Origin of the sequence: Microtetraspora sp. AC03309 (genome assembly GCF_020826795.1) — a bacterium.
In the GTDB taxonomy this organism is placed as follows: Bacteria; Actinomycetota; Actinomycetes; order Streptosporangiales; family Streptosporangiaceae; genus Microtetraspora; species Microtetraspora glauca.
The window spans coordinates 182,963-196,960 of the sequence record NZ_JADDIL010000002.1 but is presented as its reverse complement, the minus strand read 5'-3'; the positions used below and the strand labels follow the sequence as shown (position 1 = coordinate 196,960).

Sequence of the window (13,998 nt, the reverse complement as noted above, 5' to 3'; positions counted from 1 at the left end):
CCCCAGGCTCGACCCCGAGCCTTCCGCCGAGCGTCCCGGCGCTCGTCCCCGGCCCGGTTCCGGATCCCGCCCCGGGCCTCGCACCACACTTCTCGCCGGGGTTCTCTCCAGGTTTCTCTCCGGGCACGCCGCCCGGTTCCCCGCCGGACTCACCGGCGAAACAGCAAGGCCAGTTGAAGGACGTCGCGCTCACCCGGCGCTGTTTCCGCCAGCCCGACGGGCGCTGGTGGCTGCGGGTCGACGTGAGCGCGCAGCATCTGGAAGGAGCGGAGATCTCCCTGCCCAGCGGGTTCGCCGCCTATCTCGGGCTCTCCCCGGGCGGCAGCCGTACCGTGCGAAGCGCCACAGGGGACGTCACGTTCTCGTGGCAGGCCCACCCGGCTCTCGGATCACTCCAGCCGATCCTCACGGAGATGGCGGCCAAGGAAGGAAGCCACATCTTCCTCACACTCTCCGACGAGGGGATGCTGCGGGTACGGCACCTGCCGGCGGCGAGCGGCGGCGACCAGACCTCACGGGCACTCCGGCTGGTGGGCTACACCGCGCCGGGAGGCACCCGCGAGCAGGCGGGCCGTGTCATCGCCACCAGGATCGGCCTCGCCGGTCCCGTCGGTCAGACCGAGCTCCTCACCCGCCTCCGGGAGCGAGGGGACCGCGACCTCCTGTCCCTGTTGGGTTAGCCGGAGATGCCCAGGCTCGCGATCTCACCGGACTTCGTCAAGAAGCTCGGCGCCCTCGACACCCCGGCCCGCCGGGACGCCACCGTCGCCCTGCGGCGGTTCCTGCACAACTCCCTCGCCGCGCCGCACCCCGAGCGGGTGCGCAACGGCCGGGACCCCCGCGTGGCCACCCTGCGCCTGTCCGCCGGCCACCGCGGCGTCGTCGTACGGCAGGAGGACACCTACTGGCTGCTGACCGTGCTGCCCGACGACGAGGCGTGGTCCTACGCCCAGCGGCACCGCGTCGGCGTCAACACGGCCATCGGGGTCGTCGAGGTGTGGGACGCCGAGGCGATCGACCAGTCCGAGGCGGCCCTGCGCCGGGCGTCGCGGGGCACCGACCGCCGCCTGTTCGGCACGTTCTGCGACAACGACCTGCTTGAGATCGGCATCGACGAGACGCTTCTCCCGCTGCTGCGGCTGATGACCTCCGAGGTGCACCTCACCGGGATCGAGCCGTTCCTGCCGGAGAGCCAGCTGGCCCCGCTCATGGCGCTGACCAAGGGTGGGTCGCTGGCGGCGGCCTGGTCGGAGCTGGACGGCTGCCGCTGCATGGAGCCGGGCGAGATCGACCCCGACGACCTGCTCGCCGCGCTGCGGCGCAGCCCCGGCAGGGCGGCCTTCGCCACCAGCCAGCAGGAACTCGACCGGATCCTCAACGCCCCGCACTGGGCCACGTTCCTCTATCCGCCGCAGCACACGTACGCCAACTGGCCGCAGTACGACCTGCCGACGCTCGTGACCGGCGGCGCGGGCACCGGCAAGACGGTCATCGCCCTGCACCGGGCCGCGTACCTGGCCCGCGCGGCGGCCGGGCCCGTCCTGCTGGTCACCTTCTCCCAGGCGCTGGCCTCCGAGCTGGCCGCCCGGTTGGACCTGATCGTCGACGACGAGACCGTGCGCGAGCGCATCGAGGTGCGCAACGTCGACCGGCTCGCGCACCGCATCGTGTCCGAGGCCGAGGGCCGCCCGCCGACCCTGGTCGGCACCGGCGACCTGGCCGCGCTGTGGCAGGAGGCGGCGGGCAGCAGGTTCGCTGCCGCGTTCCTGCTGCGCGAATGGGAGCAGGTGATCCTCTCCCAGAACCTGCGCACCCTGGACGAGTACCTCGCCGCCCCGCGCTCCGGCCGTACGGTCGAGTTGTCACCGGAGATCCGCGCCACCGTCTGGCGCGCCGTCCAGTACGTCACCGAGCGGCTGCGGGAATCCGGCCGACGGACCCTCCTTCAGCTCGCGTCCGAGGCCGCCGAACTGCTCGGCCGGTCCACCGGCGACATGCTGGGCGACGAGGCACCGGGCAGGGAGCCGTACCGGCACATCGTGGTGGACGAGGCTCAGGACCTGCACCCGGCGCAGTGGCGCCTGCTGCGGGCGGCGGTGCCGCTCGCGCCGAACGACATGTTCATCGTGGGCGACCCCCACCAGCGCATGTTCGACACCCGTGTCGCGCTGGCCGGGCTCGGCATCCCCACGCGGAGATTCCACCTCACGATCTCCTACCGGCTGCCGCACGAGATCCTGTCCTTCGGCATCCGGCTGCGCGGCGGCGGGCCGGCGGACGGCCTCGTCGAGGGCATCGCCGAACTGCACGGCTACCGGGCGCTGCAGCACGGGCCGCGCCCCACGGTCCTCGGATACGTCTCCCAGGAGGCGGAGCTGGCCGGGCTGGTGTCCCACCTTTCCTCGTGGCTCGCCGACGGCGTCCCCGAGGACCAGATCGCCGTGGCTGCCCGCACCACCGACCTCGTCAGAGCCGCGCGTACGGCGCTGCAGGAGGCCGGGATCAGCGTCAAGGTGACCATGCTGCACGGGATGAAGGGACTGGAATTCCGGCGGGTGGCCGTGATAGGCGTGGCTGACGGAATCGTGCCGGCACCCGAAGCACTGACCCCGGCCGCCGAGGACCCGACGGCACGGGCGCACGACCTGCAACGCGAACGGGGGCTCCTCTACGTGGCGTGCACACGGGCCAGCGAGATGCTCTACGTCTCCCACACCGGACGAGCGAGTCCCTTCCTACCTGCCTGATCCCCTAGTCTGAACTGCGGATATATTCCCCTTGCCGGTTGGACCTGCATGAACCTTAGCCTGAGCGACATCGTGCCTCCCCTGCGCTGGACCGCACCCAGTCAGGTCGAGCCGATCGCGAGCGACCCCGGTCTTCCAGACGCGTGGTGGCAGGCGATTCCCCTCGATCGGGCCTGTGCGGCGGTGGGGATCGAGCGGGTCGTCTCCCGGCTGGTGGATCTCACCACGGCCTGCTGGGGACACCTGGCGCTCGGTGACATCCTGCCGTTGCTGAGGTTCACCAATCCGCAGGAGAGCCTCCAGACGCCCGGCCCGCGCGAGGCCGTCCAGCAGCTGTTCGCGGACGTCATCGGCAGGCTCCTGGAGACCGAGCCGGCCGAGGAGCCGTCCGGCGCCCCCGTCGCGCCGGCTCTGCCCGAGCGCCCGATCCCCGAGATCATCGACGAGGTCTTCGCCCGGCTCGACGACCGGCAGCGCGCCATCGCGAGGGACCGGCTCTACGCCGAGCAGCGGGTGACGCTGGACGAGCTGGCCCAGCGGTTCTCAGTGACCCGCGAGCGCATCCGGCAGATCGAGCGCGACCTGCGTGACCACGTGGAGTCATGGCTCACCTCACCCGAGGCGGGCCCGCTGACCGCGCACCTCACCTGGCTCCGTGGCCGGTTGGGCTCCGCCGTACCCGCCGACGATCTCGCCGCGGCGGTCCCGTGGCACCGCGCCGAGCTCGCCACGCTGGGGATCCCCACATGGCGGTTCCTGCGCACCCTGCTCACCGGCTACGACCAGGTGGACGGCTGGCTGGTCGCCGGTGGGGCCGACGAGCTGCGGGAGAAGACCCGGCAGCTCTTCGCCGACGGCCCGCGTCCCCTGGGCGAGGCGGTGTCCCTGGTCGCCCAGCTCGGCATCCGCGAGGACGTGGCGGAGCGCTGGCTCGCCGCCGTCCCGCACCTGCGGGTGCTGGAAGGACACGTGGTCCCGTGGCCGCGCAGCGTCAACGACAAGGCCGAGGCCGTGCTCGCCGTGGCCGGCACCGCGCTCTCGCCCGAGGAGATCCAGTCGCGGATCGGCGAGGACTACAGCCTGGTCGGGATCCGCAACCAGCTCACCGCCGACGACCGGTTCCTGCGCCTCGACCGCAACAAGTACGGCCTGCGGCGCTGGGGCGGGGAGGAGTACCTCGGCATCCGCGAGATGATCACCCGCGAGATCGAGCGGGCGGGCGGCGAGGCGTCGGTCAGCACGATCGTCAGCAGCCTCACCTCCCGGTACGAGGTGAGCGAGAGCTCCGTCCGGGCGTACGCCGGGGGCCCCGGGTTCGAGCGCACGCAGCGCGGCTGGATCCGGGTGGCCGGGCAGGAGCAGGCCGAGCCGTACCAACCGCGCCGGGACGTGTCGATGACCCGTCGCTGCTTCCGCAGCAGGGACGGCCGCTGGTGGCACCGGGTGGACGTCAACCCCGAGCACCTGCGCGGCTCCGGGTCGCCGCTGCCGACCGGCTTCGCCGCACACCTGGGCATGGCCCCGGGCGGGCAGCTGACCGCCTCGACGCCGTCCGGTGAGGTGGTGATCAGCTGGCACAACCAGCCGACGATGGGGTCCATCCGGCCGGTGCTCGCGGGCTACAACGCCTCGGAGGGCGATCACGTCTTCCTCACCGTCTCCGACGGCGGGGAGCTGCTGACCCGCTTCCTGCCCGCCGCCACGCCGGGGCTGGCCGCGCTCAACCGGGCCCTGCATCTCATCGGTTACACCGCGCCGGTCGCCTCCGAGGCGGAGGGCCTGCGGCTCATCGGTGCCCGCATCGGTCTCCCCGAGGGCGCGGCGCGTGAGGAGATCATGGCCAGGCTGCGGGACCGCGGCGACCGGGACATCCTGAACTTCCTCGACTCCTGAATCACTCCAGCGGCGAGGCGACCGTCACCTTCGAGCCCCAGGCGTCGTGGTTCGTGGTGACGGCGGAGCCGGTGTCCATCGGGAAGTCGTCACTGGGGCCGCGCTTCCATGACGTGGTCAGGCGGTGCGGCAGGTCCTTGCCGTCCACCCACAGCCGCCAGGTGATCCTGGTCTGCCGTCAGGGCGACGACGGCCACGGTATTGCGAAATTTCACCGCAAATACGTAGCACGATCACAGCGGATTGGTCGATCACGCCCACCTGGCTAGGCTCGGAGCATGTTGCGGCTCCATGACACCCTGCGGGACAGCGTCGAACGGGTCGCCCCCGCCGGGGCGCGGGCGCTGCGGATGTACGTCTCCACACCGCCGGGCCCACTGTCCTACCTGCTGCCCGACCTCGTACGCCGGGTGATCGAGCGACACGGCCTGCGGGTGCTCACCCACGGCGACGCCGGGGAGCCGGGCCCGCTCGCGCTGAACATCCACCTGTCCACGCCCCTGCCGTACGCCGGGGAGCCCGTCGATCTCGTGCTCGGCCCCGGCGGTCCTGACGGCCGGCACCGAGTGGTGGGCGGGCCGCTGCTGTTCGAGGGAAACGCGCCAGCGGACACGCTGGTCTCCGACGTGGAGGCCGCCGGCCTCGACCCGCTGGCCGTACGGCTGGCGCTCCTGGAGCATCACTACCGCGGCCCGGTGGACCTGAGCTGGGACGCGCTGCGATCGGCCGACCGGACGGTCAGGCGGTGGCGAGGGCGTGTCGCCCGGTGGGCGGAGTCGCCCAGCGGGCCGATCGCCAGGGAGCGGGCCGCCCGCATCCGGGAGGCGTTCGACGACGATCTCGACACACCGCTCGCCGTGCGGCTGGTACGCGAGCTGGAGATCGACGACTCGGTGGCGCCGGGCTCGCGGTTCGAGACCTTCCTGCATCTCGACCACATCCTGGGCCTGGACCTGTCCTCCGATATCGGGAAGGTCTGACACCCGCCGTACACCTCGATCGGTGTCGTTTGCCGGCGTTCACCGAGCCGGTCGGCGCCACCAGGGGTGACGCCGGGCGTAGCCTCCGTCCTCGAGTCCGGCCAGCCGCTCGAAGACGTTGCACGAGGCGGGATCGCCGCAGACGACCAGCGAGACAGCGGCCGCGATCACATAGAGCGGAAGCATCGGCAACCCCACACAGAGAACGTACTGCGTGGCGTGCCGGGACTCGTGGGCGAGCAGCTCGCCGACGAGGTAGCCGTCCCGGTTCTTGGTGAGGACCACATTGCCGACCGTGAACGCGCCGGCCACCGGAAACGGGATGCGGTAGCCGTGCGCCAGGATGAGCCCGTGCTCGCCCTTACGCGGAGTGGCCCCGCCGATCAGCGCGATCAGCAGGCCGACGGGGGTGGAGAGGTTGACGATGTTGACGACCTGCCGGAACCGGTGCCATCTCATACGGTCTCATTCAGCGCCTCAGGAGCCACGAACCTTGGGATCGCGTGACCATGATGGCGACCACGAGGGCCGCCGTCCCTCCGTAGAGATACCAGTATCCGGCCGGATCGGCGGCGATGACCAGGTCTCCCGCGGCCTGCTTGCTGGCCAGGAAGAACGAGACCAACATCCAGCCGGCAGCGGGCAGCAGCGCGCCCATCTTGCCCCCGATCAGCCGCCCCATGGCGTACGGCACTGCGAACAGGATCGGCAGCCACACGATCGCCGCGACGGGCACGTCCCCGGCGTACCAGGAGTGCTCGAAACCGCCGACCACGCCGAGCACGACCCCGAGCACGAAGAGCATGCCGTAGGCCGCGCCGGTGACGGCGGGGGACTCCCCCTGCTCCGGCGGGGGACTAGTCGATGCCTGCAAAGAGATCATCCTCACGGTTGTACGGCTCGCCGATGCCTCCCACCTCGTACGGCGCGCCGACACCGGGGCGGCCGGGAACGCCGGCGTGGAGAATGAAGTGCTCGACCCCCAGTGCGGCCTGGCCGACGTTGTTGGAGAGCGCGAACCACGGGGCGTCGACCGCGATCTGCGTGGCGTGCGCGCGCATCGCGTCCAGTTTCGCCGTGATGTGGGCGCGAGCGTCGATCTCCGTGGTCACCTCCTCGTCCGCGCAACCGAACGGCAGGACATCGACATCCTCGCCCCAGAACTCGATGTCGGCCTCGCGCATCGTCTCGGCGGCGCGCTTCATCACCGACTTCGGCATGGCCGTGTAGTAGAACTTGGCGATCTGCCACGGCTCCCCGCCGGGGTGCGCGGGGTCGGCGGCCAGCTCGAACGCCCGCCGGGCCACGCGGTGCGCCTGGATGTGGTCGGGATGGCCGTAGAAGCCGTTCTCGTCGTAGGTGACGAGCACCTGCGGCCGGACCTCGCGGATCACCGCGACCAGCTCCGCGGCCGCCTCGTCGAGATCGGCCCGCCAGAAGCAGTCCGGCCGGTCGTTGGTGGGGGCGCCCATCATGCCGGAGTCGCGCCAGCGGCCGGGGCCGCCGAGGAACCTGTGGTCGCTGACCCCGAGCGCCCGGCAGGCCGACTCCAGCTCGCCGATGCGGTGCTGCCCGAGCGTGTCGTCCCTGTCGGCGGCCAGGTGCGCCAGCTCCGGCGGGATGACCTCACCCTCTTCGCCGAGGGTGCAGGTCACCAGCGTGACATGGGCGCCCTCCGTGGCGTACTTGGCCATGGTCGCCCCCGAGCCGATCGACTCGTCGTCGGGATGGGCGTGCACGAGCAGCAATCGCCGGTCAGTCATGCTCCGAGCCTAGCTGGCAGGATGGGGAGTTATGACTGAGAGCTTTCCCCGGTTGTTTGCCCGGACCCGGCGCTTCACCCTGGGCGTCCCGCGCGGCTTCACGATCTCTCCCGACGGCGGTCGGGTGATCTTCCTCCGGTCGAGGTCCGGCGCCGACCCGGTGACGTGCCTGTGGGAGTTCGACGTCGCGACCGGCGCCGAGCGGCTCGTCGTGGACCCCCTCTCGCTCGGCGGCGGAGAGGAGAACCTCCCGCCCGAGGAGCGCGCCCGCCGTGAGCGGTCCCGCGAGGCGGCGGGCGGCGTGGTGGCCTACGCCACCGACTCCGCGGCAGAACAGGCCGTCTTCGCCCTGTCCGGAGCTCTCTACCTGGTCGATCTGGCGGCGGGAGCCGTACGCCACCTGGAGACCCCGGGGCCGGTGATCGACCCCAGGCTGAACCCCTCGGGCACCCGCGTCGCGTACGTCACCGGGGGTGCGCTGCACGTGCGCGACCTGGTCGCGGACGAGGACGTCGTCCTCGCCGCCGAGGAAGGCGTCACCTACGGCCTGGCCGAGTTCATCGCCTCCGAGGAGATGGACCGGATGCGCGGCTACTGGTGGTCCCCCGACGGTGACGCCCTGCTGGTCGAGCGGGTCGACGAGGCCCCGGTCACGCGCTGGCACATCGCCGACCCGGCCAACCCGGCGTCCGAGCCGGTGACCGTGGCCTATCCGGCGGCGGGCACGCCCAACGCCCGGACCGAGCTCTTCGTTCTCGGGCTGGACGGCTCGCGCTCCCCGGTCCCGTTCGACGACGAGTATCTCGTCACCGCGCTCTGGGACGACCACGGCCTGGCGATCGTCACCATGCCGCGCGACCAGAAGGCCCTGCGCCTGCTCACGGTCACGGACGGCCTCGCGCCGGTCCGCGAGGACGTCGACCCCGCCTGGGTGGACATCGTCCCCGGCGTCCCCGACCACCTGTCCGACGGCACCCTGGTCTGGGTGGCCGACTCCGAGGGCGGGCGGCGCCTGATCGTCGGCGACCGTCCGGTCACGCCCCCGACCCTGCAGGTGCGCTCGGTGCTGGCCGTCGACGGGGACACGGTCCTGTTCCAGGCGAGCGCCGACCCCACCGAGGTCCAGGTGTGGACCTGCTCGGCGGGCGTGCTCGCGCGGGTGAGCCCCGAGGAGCCGGGTGTCTACAGCGGCACGTCCGCCGGAGGCACGACGGTGATCATCGGTGCCACGCTGGAGAGCCAGACCTCGGTCACCCGGATCTTCCGGGGCGGCCGGCCGTGCGGCCACATCGACTCCCACGCCGAGCGGCCCGGCATCGACCTGCGCGTCTCGCTCGTCCCCACCGGCAAGCGCAATCTGGCCACGGCCGTGCTGCTCCCCTCCTGGTACGAGCCGGGCAGCGGGAAGTTGCCGGTCCTCATGGACCCGTACGGCGGCCCGGGCGCCCAGCGCGTGCTCGCCTCCGGCCGGATGTTCCTGGAGTCCCAGTGGTGGGCCGAGCAGGGCTTCGCGGTGATCGTGGCGGACGGCAGGGGCACTCCCGGTCGCGGCCCGGCCTTCGAGCGCGAGGTGCTGCACAACTTCACCGTCACGCTCGACGACCAGGTGGAGGCGCTGCACGGCGCGGCGGCCGAGTACGACCTCGACCTGTCACGGGTGGGCATCCGCGGCTGGTCGTTCGGCGGTTATCTGGCCGCGCTGGCGGTCCTCCGGCGCCCGGACGTGTTCCACGCGGCGATCGCCGGGGCCCCGGTGACGGACTGGCGGCTGTACGACACCTGCTACACCGAGCGGTATCTCGGCCACCCGGACGAGGGACACTACGAGGCGTCCTCGCTGCTCGCCGACGCGGAGAAGCTGGAGCGGCCGCTGCTGCTCGTGCACGGCCTCGCGGACGACAACGTGGTGGCGGCACACACGCTGCGGCTGTCGTCGGCGCTGCTCGCCGCCGGACGCCCGCACACCGTCCTGCCGTTGTCCGGCGTGACCCACATGACGCCGCAGGAGGTCGTCGCGGAGAACCTGCTGCTCCTCCAGGTCGACTTCCTCAAGAAGGCCCTGGGCTGACCAGACGGCGTCGACCTGACGGCATGGCCGCGTCCTCGGGGCGTGCCCCGGCCCGCGGCCATGCCGTACGGCGCGGACCGGCTCAGGAAGGCTCCCTGACCGGCCCGGCGACGCCTCCGCCGTGCCAGCTCTGCCACAGCGCGGCGTAGGCACCGCCCGCCGCGACCAGCTCGTCGTGCGAGCCCAGCTCGCTGATCCGGCCGTCCTCGACGACGGCGACGCGGTCGGCGTCGTGCGCGGTGTAGAGCCGGTGCGCGATGGCGATCACGGTCCGCCCCTTGAGGACGGCCGCCAGCGAGCGCTCCAGGTTGCGCGCGGCGCGCGGGTCGATCAACGAGGTCGCCTCGTCGAGTACGAGCGTGTGCGGGTCGGCCAGCACGAGGCGGGCGAGCGCGAGCTGCTGCGCCTGCGCCGGTGAGATCGCGGTGCGACCGGAGCCGACGATCGTGTCCAGTCCCTCGTCGAGCTGCTCGACCCACTCCCACGCGTCCACCGCGGCCAGCGCACGCCGGACCTCGCCGTCGGAGGCGTCGGGACGCGCGATCAGCACGTTGTCACGCAGCGTTCCCCGGAAGACATGATGCTCCTGGGTGACCAGCGCGACGTGGCCGCGCAATTCGTCGAGCGGCAGCTCGACCAGCTGCGTCCCGCCCACGGTGACAGTGCCGGTGCGCGGGCCGTGGATGCCCGCGAGCAGCCGGCCCAGGGTGGACTTGCCCGCGCCTGACGGGCCGACCATGGCGAGCCGCTCGCCCTGGCGCACGTTCAGATCGATGCCGTGCAGCACGTCGCGTCCCTCGCGGTAGGAGTACCGGACGTCGGCCGCCCGGAGCTCGTCGCCGTCGGGCCGTTCAACCCCGGCCACGCGGTCCTCCTTGACGTTGGCCACGCCGAGCAGGCGCGCCAGCGAGGCCCCACCGACCTGGAGCTCGTCCACCCAGGACAGCAGCCGGTCCAGCGGGTCGATGAGCTGCTGCACGTAGAGCGTCGCCGTGGTCACCTGGGCCACCGACGCCCAGCCCTCCATGGAGAACAGACCACCGATGAGAAGGGTGGCCACGACCGGGATCACGTAGCCGAACTCCACGGCGGGGAACCACACCATGCGCAGGCCGAGGGTGTACCGCTCGGCCTTCCACGAGCGGGCGATGTCGCCGTCCGTCCTGCGGTGGCGGCGGTCCCGCAGGCCCAGGGCCTCCACGGTCCGCGCGCCGTCCACGGTCTCGGCCAGCCCCTCCGTCATCTCGGCGTACGCGGCGTTCTCCCGCAGGTAGCCGTCTCTGGCACGGTTGAGGTACCACCGCGTGGCGATCCACAGCAGCGGCACGGCGAGCAGCGAGGGCACCGCGAGGATGGGCCCGACCACGAGGACCGCGCCCACCATGAACGCCCCGGTGACGATCGCGATCAGCGTCTCGGGTACGGCGTGCCGCACACTGCGGGAGAGCGCGTCCACGTCACGGGACGTGCGAGTGAGCAGGTCACCGGACCCGGCCCGCTCGACGGTGGACAGCGGCAGCGCGAGGATCTTGTCGACGAAGTCCTCACGCAACTCGGCGAGCACCTTCTCGCCCAGCCGGGACGAGGCGTAGACGGCGAACCTGACCAGGATCGCCTGCATGACCACGAATCCGGCGATGGCCAGGGCGACCGTGTCGACGTTGACGGTGTCGGTGCCGTCCTTGACGGCCTCGACCAACCCGCCCAGCAACCGGGGCGCGGCCAGCCCCGCCATGGCGGCGAGGGCGTGCAGGCCCAGAGCGAGCGTGAGCTCGCGGGGGTACTTCAGTGTGAGTCGCCGCGCGTAGGCGCGCACCTGCGCCTGGTCGGCGACCGGCAGGATCTCGCGTGCCATCGACTACTCCTCCCCTCGGGTGACCGTGGACCGGTATGCGGGTTCCCCGGCGAGCAACTCCCGGTGGGTGCCCTCGGCCCGCACCTTGCCGTCCTCCACGAAGAGGACGAGGTCGGCGTGGTCGAGGACGAGCGGGCTGGTCGTGCAGACGAGGGTGGTGCGACCCGCGCGCGCCCGGCCCAGCCGCTCGGCGATCCGCGCCTCCGTATGGGCGTCCACCGCGCTGGTCGGCTCGATCAGGACCAGGATCTCGGGATCGGTGACCAGCGCCCTGACCAGGCGCAGCCGCTGCTGCTGGCCGCCGGAGAACTCGCGGCCGGACTCGGCCACGTGAGCGTCCAGACCGTCGGGCAACGCTTCCACGATGTCCTGCGCGCACGCCGCGGCCAGGGCTTCGTGCACGGACTCGTCCGAAGCCGTGCCGGTGACGTCCAGCTCGTCGCGCAGGCGGCCGGTGAAGAGCTTGGCCGCGTTGTCCGCGATCAGGACATGCCGCCTGACCTCCGCCATCGGCAGATCGGCCAGCGGCCTGCCGCCCAGCGTCACTTCTCCGGGCGCGTACCTCCCGAGCCGGTCGGCGATCGTGATCGCGTCTTCGGGCACCGCCGCCGCCACTGCGGTCAGCAGCCCTCGCCGCACCGTCAGACCGGACTCCTCGTCGTGCAGGTCACCGCCCCAAGGCAGGGTCGCGTCGCCGCCGGAGAGCTCGGGGTCCAGTGACAGGATCCGGCAGACCCTGCGGGCCGCGACATGCCCCTTGGTGATCTTGTCGGCGGCCTCGGTGAGCGTCCGGAGCGGCGCGATGAGGAACACCGCGTAGCCGTAGAAGGCGACGAGCCCACCCGCGCTGATCTCACCGGCAAGGGCGAACCGCGCGCCGAGCCAGGTCACGCAGGCGATGAGCAGTCCGGGCAGCAGGATCTGGGCGCCTTCGAGCACCGACTCGACCGACGCGACCCCGACCCCGGCTCGCCGCACCCGCTGCGACTCCTCGCGGTAGCGGTCGGCGAACACCCGCTCGCCGCCGATGCCACGAAGCACCCTCAGGCCCGCCACGATGTCGGCCGCCCGTGTGGCCAGCTCGCCCTGCAGGTCGCGCTGCTGGTGCTGGCGACGGTGCAACGGCCTGAGCAGCGGGCCCACCGCGGCCGCCATCACCGGCACGCCGATCAGCACCATGAGCCCGAGCGGCAGCGACCTCGTGATCAGCAGGACCGTCACCGTGACGACGGCGACGACCGCTCCCGTGCCGCGCAGCAGGATGTCCATCGCGTTGCCGATGTGAGCGATGTCGGAGTTGCCGACGCTCACCACCTCACCGGTCGAGAGCCGTTTCGGCAAGGTCGCGCCCAGCCTGGTGGCCTGCCGTGAGGTGACCTGGACCGTGCGGTAGGCGGCGGACAGCCAGGTGAACACGGCGAACCGGTGCCGCAGCGCGCCGGCGACGGCCTGGACGACGCCCAGCCCGAGCAGGACGAGGGACCAGCGCACCAGACCGCCCGTGTCCGCGGAGAGCAGTGCGTCGATGGCGCTGCCCAGCGCGGCGGGCACGAGGGCCTGGCCCAGCCACCAGAGGATGGCGAAGCCGATGCCGATCAGGAGCGGGGCGCGCTGGGCACAGGCGACCCACCACAGGTAGCGGAGGGGACTTCGGGCGTCGGGAATGCCGGGGTCGGCGACAGGCAAGGAGAGCATGACGTCCTCAAGGCTCACAGGCCGGTCCCAGGCTCGGCAATCGATTTTCGTGCCCGCGTGTCGCGAGGCCGAATGTAAACCTGGGTTGACACGCGAGTGATGTAAACCTAGGTTGACACCATGAACGATACGGCGCAGCTGGCCAGCGATGCCGGCAGCCGCGACCCCGGCATCGGACTGCGGGCCGTCCGGGCCCTGCGGGTGCTGGTCGAGCGACTTGAAGCACTTCAGGTGGAGAACGCACGGACCCAGGGCTGGTCCTGGCAGGAGATCGCCACATTGCTGGGCGTCACCAGGCAGGCCGTCCACAAGAAGTACGCGGGCGGGCGTGGACTACTGAGACGGGAGAAGTAGCGATGTTCGAACGGTTCACCAACGACGCCCGGCAGACGGTGACCCAGGCGCAGGAGCACGCCCGGCGGTTGCAGCACCGGCACATCGGCACCGAGCACCTGCTGCTCGGCCTCCTCGGGAATCCGGACACACTGTCGGCACAGATCCTGAACGAGCACGGCCTCACCCTGGACCGGGCCGAGGCGGCGACGCTGCGCGCCCTTCCCGGACCGGACCAACGTGGCGGAGACCTGGACGCCGACGCTCTGGAGACGATCGGCATCGACCTGGCGGCCGTACGGGAAAGAGTCGAGGCGACCTTCGGGCCCGGCGCCCTCGACCGGGCACCCAGCCGGAACCATCGCGGCCTGCTGCTCAGTGGCCGCCACATCCCCTTCGACCGGGGCGCGAAGAAGGCCCTCGAACTGTCCCTGCGCGAGGCGATCGCCCTGAAAAGCAAGGAGATCCGCGACGGCCACATCCTCCTCGGCCTGCTACGGGAGGCCGAGGGGCTCGGTGCGCGGGTGATCAGCTCCTCGGGCATCGACATCGCCACCCTCCGTATCGAACTGGAACGACTGCTCGCACCGAGCGCTCGCCGACCCCGCGCCTCCTGACCGGTTGTCGGAGGGCTGTCGCCAGTGCGGCGACCGGGCCCCTGTCT

The 13,998-nt window shown here is 71.8% G+C and carries 12 protein-coding genes and 1 pseudogene; 7 read left to right on the top strand and 6 right to left on the bottom strand.

Annotated features, from left to right (window positions below):
- The 3 genes and pseudogenes from IMZ11_RS01845 to IMZ11_RS01835 all read left to right on the top strand — a co-directional run.
- Window positions 1-680: pseudogene (locus tag IMZ11_RS01845) on the top strand (hypothetical protein); the annotation flags it as partial.
- 6 nt (window positions 681-686) lie between these two features.
- Complete coding sequence (locus IMZ11_RS01840; RefSeq protein ID WP_228637091.1) at window positions 687-2,747, top strand: UvrD-helicase domain-containing protein; 2,061 nt, start codon at window positions 687-689, stop codon at window positions 2,745-2,747.
- A gap of 48 nt (window positions 2,748-2,795) precedes the next feature.
- Window positions 2,796-4,640, top strand: a complete 1,845-nt coding sequence (locus IMZ11_RS01835; protein WP_061259359.1) for a sigma factor-like helix-turn-helix DNA-binding protein — start codon at window positions 2,796-2,798, stop codon at window positions 4,638-4,640.
- 1 nt (window position 4,641) lies between these two features.
- Here the strand turns inward: IMZ11_RS01835 and IMZ11_RS01830 are convergent, their stop codons facing one another.
- Window positions 4,642-4,788, bottom strand: coding sequence for a hypothetical protein (locus tag IMZ11_RS01830; RefSeq protein WP_228637089.1), 147 nt, complete (start codon window positions 4,786-4,788; stop codon window positions 4,642-4,644).
- 130 nt (window positions 4,789-4,918) lie between these two features.
- On the opposite strand from IMZ11_RS01830, the gene IMZ11_RS01825 reads away from it, so the two are divergent.
- On the top strand, window positions 4,919-5,620 hold the full coding sequence (locus tag IMZ11_RS01825; RefSeq protein ID WP_228637086.1) for a hypothetical protein: 702 nt from the start codon (window positions 4,919-4,921) through the stop codon (window positions 5,618-5,620).
- A 39-nt stretch (window positions 5,621-5,659) separates the two neighbouring features.
- Here the strand turns inward: IMZ11_RS01825 and IMZ11_RS01820 are convergent, their stop codons facing one another.
- From IMZ11_RS01820 to mshB, 3 genes are read right to left on the bottom strand one after another with little or no spacing between them, the layout of a single operon-like run.
- Window positions 5,660-6,079: a hypothetical protein gene (locus IMZ11_RS01820; RefSeq protein ID WP_228637083.1), complete on the bottom strand. Its 420-nt coding sequence runs from the start codon at window positions 6,077-6,079 to the stop codon at window positions 5,660-5,662.
- Between the two features lie 10 nt (window positions 6,080-6,089).
- A complete protein-coding gene (locus IMZ11_RS01815; protein WP_228637080.1) occupies window positions 6,090-6,503 on the bottom strand; it encodes a DUF6113 family protein in 414 nt (137 codons plus the stop codon).
- Entirely contained in the window at window positions 6,478-7,383 is a 906-nt protein-coding gene (mshB, locus tag IMZ11_RS01810; RefSeq protein ID WP_228637077.1) for an N-acetyl-1-D-myo-inositol-2-amino-2-deoxy-alpha-D-glucopyranoside deacetylase, read from the bottom strand. Before mshB ends, IMZ11_RS01815 begins: the two co-directional genes overlap by 26 nt.
- Before the next feature lie 31 nt (window positions 7,384-7,414).
- Between mshB and IMZ11_RS01805 the strand changes: the two genes are divergently transcribed.
- The gene (locus tag IMZ11_RS01805; protein ID WP_228637075.1) at window positions 7,415-9,451 is read left to right on the top strand and encodes a S9 family peptidase; all 2,037 of its coding nucleotides are present in this window, start codon (window positions 7,415-7,417) and stop codon (window positions 9,449-9,451) included.
- Between the two features lie 82 nt (window positions 9,452-9,533).
- On the opposite strand, the gene IMZ11_RS01800 is transcribed toward IMZ11_RS01805, so the two are convergent.
- Window positions 9,534-11,306, bottom strand: coding sequence for an ABC transporter ATP-binding protein (locus IMZ11_RS01800; protein ID WP_228637070.1), 1,773 nt, complete (start codon window positions 11,304-11,306; stop codon window positions 9,534-9,536).
- A 3-nt stretch (window positions 11,307-11,309) separates the two neighbouring features.
- Complete coding sequence (locus tag IMZ11_RS01795) at window positions 11,310-13,001, bottom strand: ABC transporter ATP-binding protein (RefSeq protein WP_228637068.1); 1,692 nt, start codon at window positions 12,999-13,001, stop codon at window positions 11,310-11,312.
- Window positions 13,002-13,121: 120 nt separating this feature from the next.
- Here IMZ11_RS01795 and IMZ11_RS01790 point away from each other — a divergent pair, with 120 nt between their 5' ends.
- Together IMZ11_RS01790 and IMZ11_RS01785 are read left to right on the top strand one after the other, a co-directional pair.
- Window positions 13,122-13,355 carry a hypothetical protein gene (locus IMZ11_RS01790; protein ID WP_061259371.1) on the top strand — a complete coding sequence of 78 codons (234 nt, stop codon included), beginning with the start codon at window positions 13,122-13,124 and terminating at the stop codon, window positions 13,353-13,355.
- Between the two features lie 2 nt (window positions 13,356-13,357).
- Complete coding sequence (locus tag IMZ11_RS01785; RefSeq protein ID WP_228637065.1) at window positions 13,358-13,951, top strand: Clp protease N-terminal domain-containing protein; 594 nt, start codon at window positions 13,358-13,360, stop codon at window positions 13,949-13,951.
- Window positions 13,952-13,998 lie beyond the last annotated feature (47 nt).

Excerpts from the sequence above, each read along its gene's own strand:
- IMZ11_RS01825 (WP_228637086.1), top strand. The coding sequence starts at position 4,919 with ATGTTGCGGCTCCATGACACCCTGCGGGACAGCGTCGAACGGGTCGCC.
- IMZ11_RS01805 (WP_228637075.1), top strand. The coding sequence starts at position 7,415 with ATGACTGAGAGCTTTCCCCGGTTGTTTGCCCGGACCCGGCGCTTCACC.
- mshB (WP_228637077.1), bottom strand. The coding sequence starts at position 7,383 with ATGACTGACCGGCGATTGCTGCTCGTGCACGCCCATCCCGACGACGAG.
- IMZ11_RS01820 (WP_228637083.1), bottom strand. The coding sequence starts at position 6,079 with ATGAGATGGCACCGGTTCCGGCAGGTCGTCAACATCGTCAACCTCTCC.
- IMZ11_RS01815 (WP_228637080.1), bottom strand. The coding sequence starts at position 6,503 with ATGATCTCTTTGCAGGCATCGACTAGTCCCCCGCCGGAGCAGGGGGAG.
- IMZ11_RS01790 (WP_061259371.1), top strand. The coding sequence starts at position 13,122 with ATGAACGATACGGCGCAGCTGGCCAGCGATGCCGGCAGCCGCGACCCC.
- IMZ11_RS01800 (WP_228637070.1), bottom strand. The coding sequence starts at position 11,306 with ATGGCACGCGAGATCCTGCCGGTCGCCGACCAGGCGCAGGTGCGCGCC.
- IMZ11_RS01785 (WP_228637065.1), top strand. The coding sequence starts at position 13,358 with ATGTTCGAACGGTTCACCAACGACGCCCGGCAGACGGTGACCCAGGCG.
- IMZ11_RS01795 (WP_228637068.1), bottom strand. The coding sequence starts at position 13,001 with ATGCTCTCCTTGCCTGTCGCCGACCCCGGCATTCCCGACGCCCGAAGT.
- IMZ11_RS01835 (WP_061259359.1), top strand. The coding sequence starts at position 2,796 with ATGAACCTTAGCCTGAGCGACATCGTGCCTCCCCTGCGCTGGACCGCA.
- IMZ11_RS01840 (WP_228637091.1), top strand. The coding sequence starts at position 687 with ATGCCCAGGCTCGCGATCTCACCGGACTTCGTCAAGAAGCTCGGCGCC.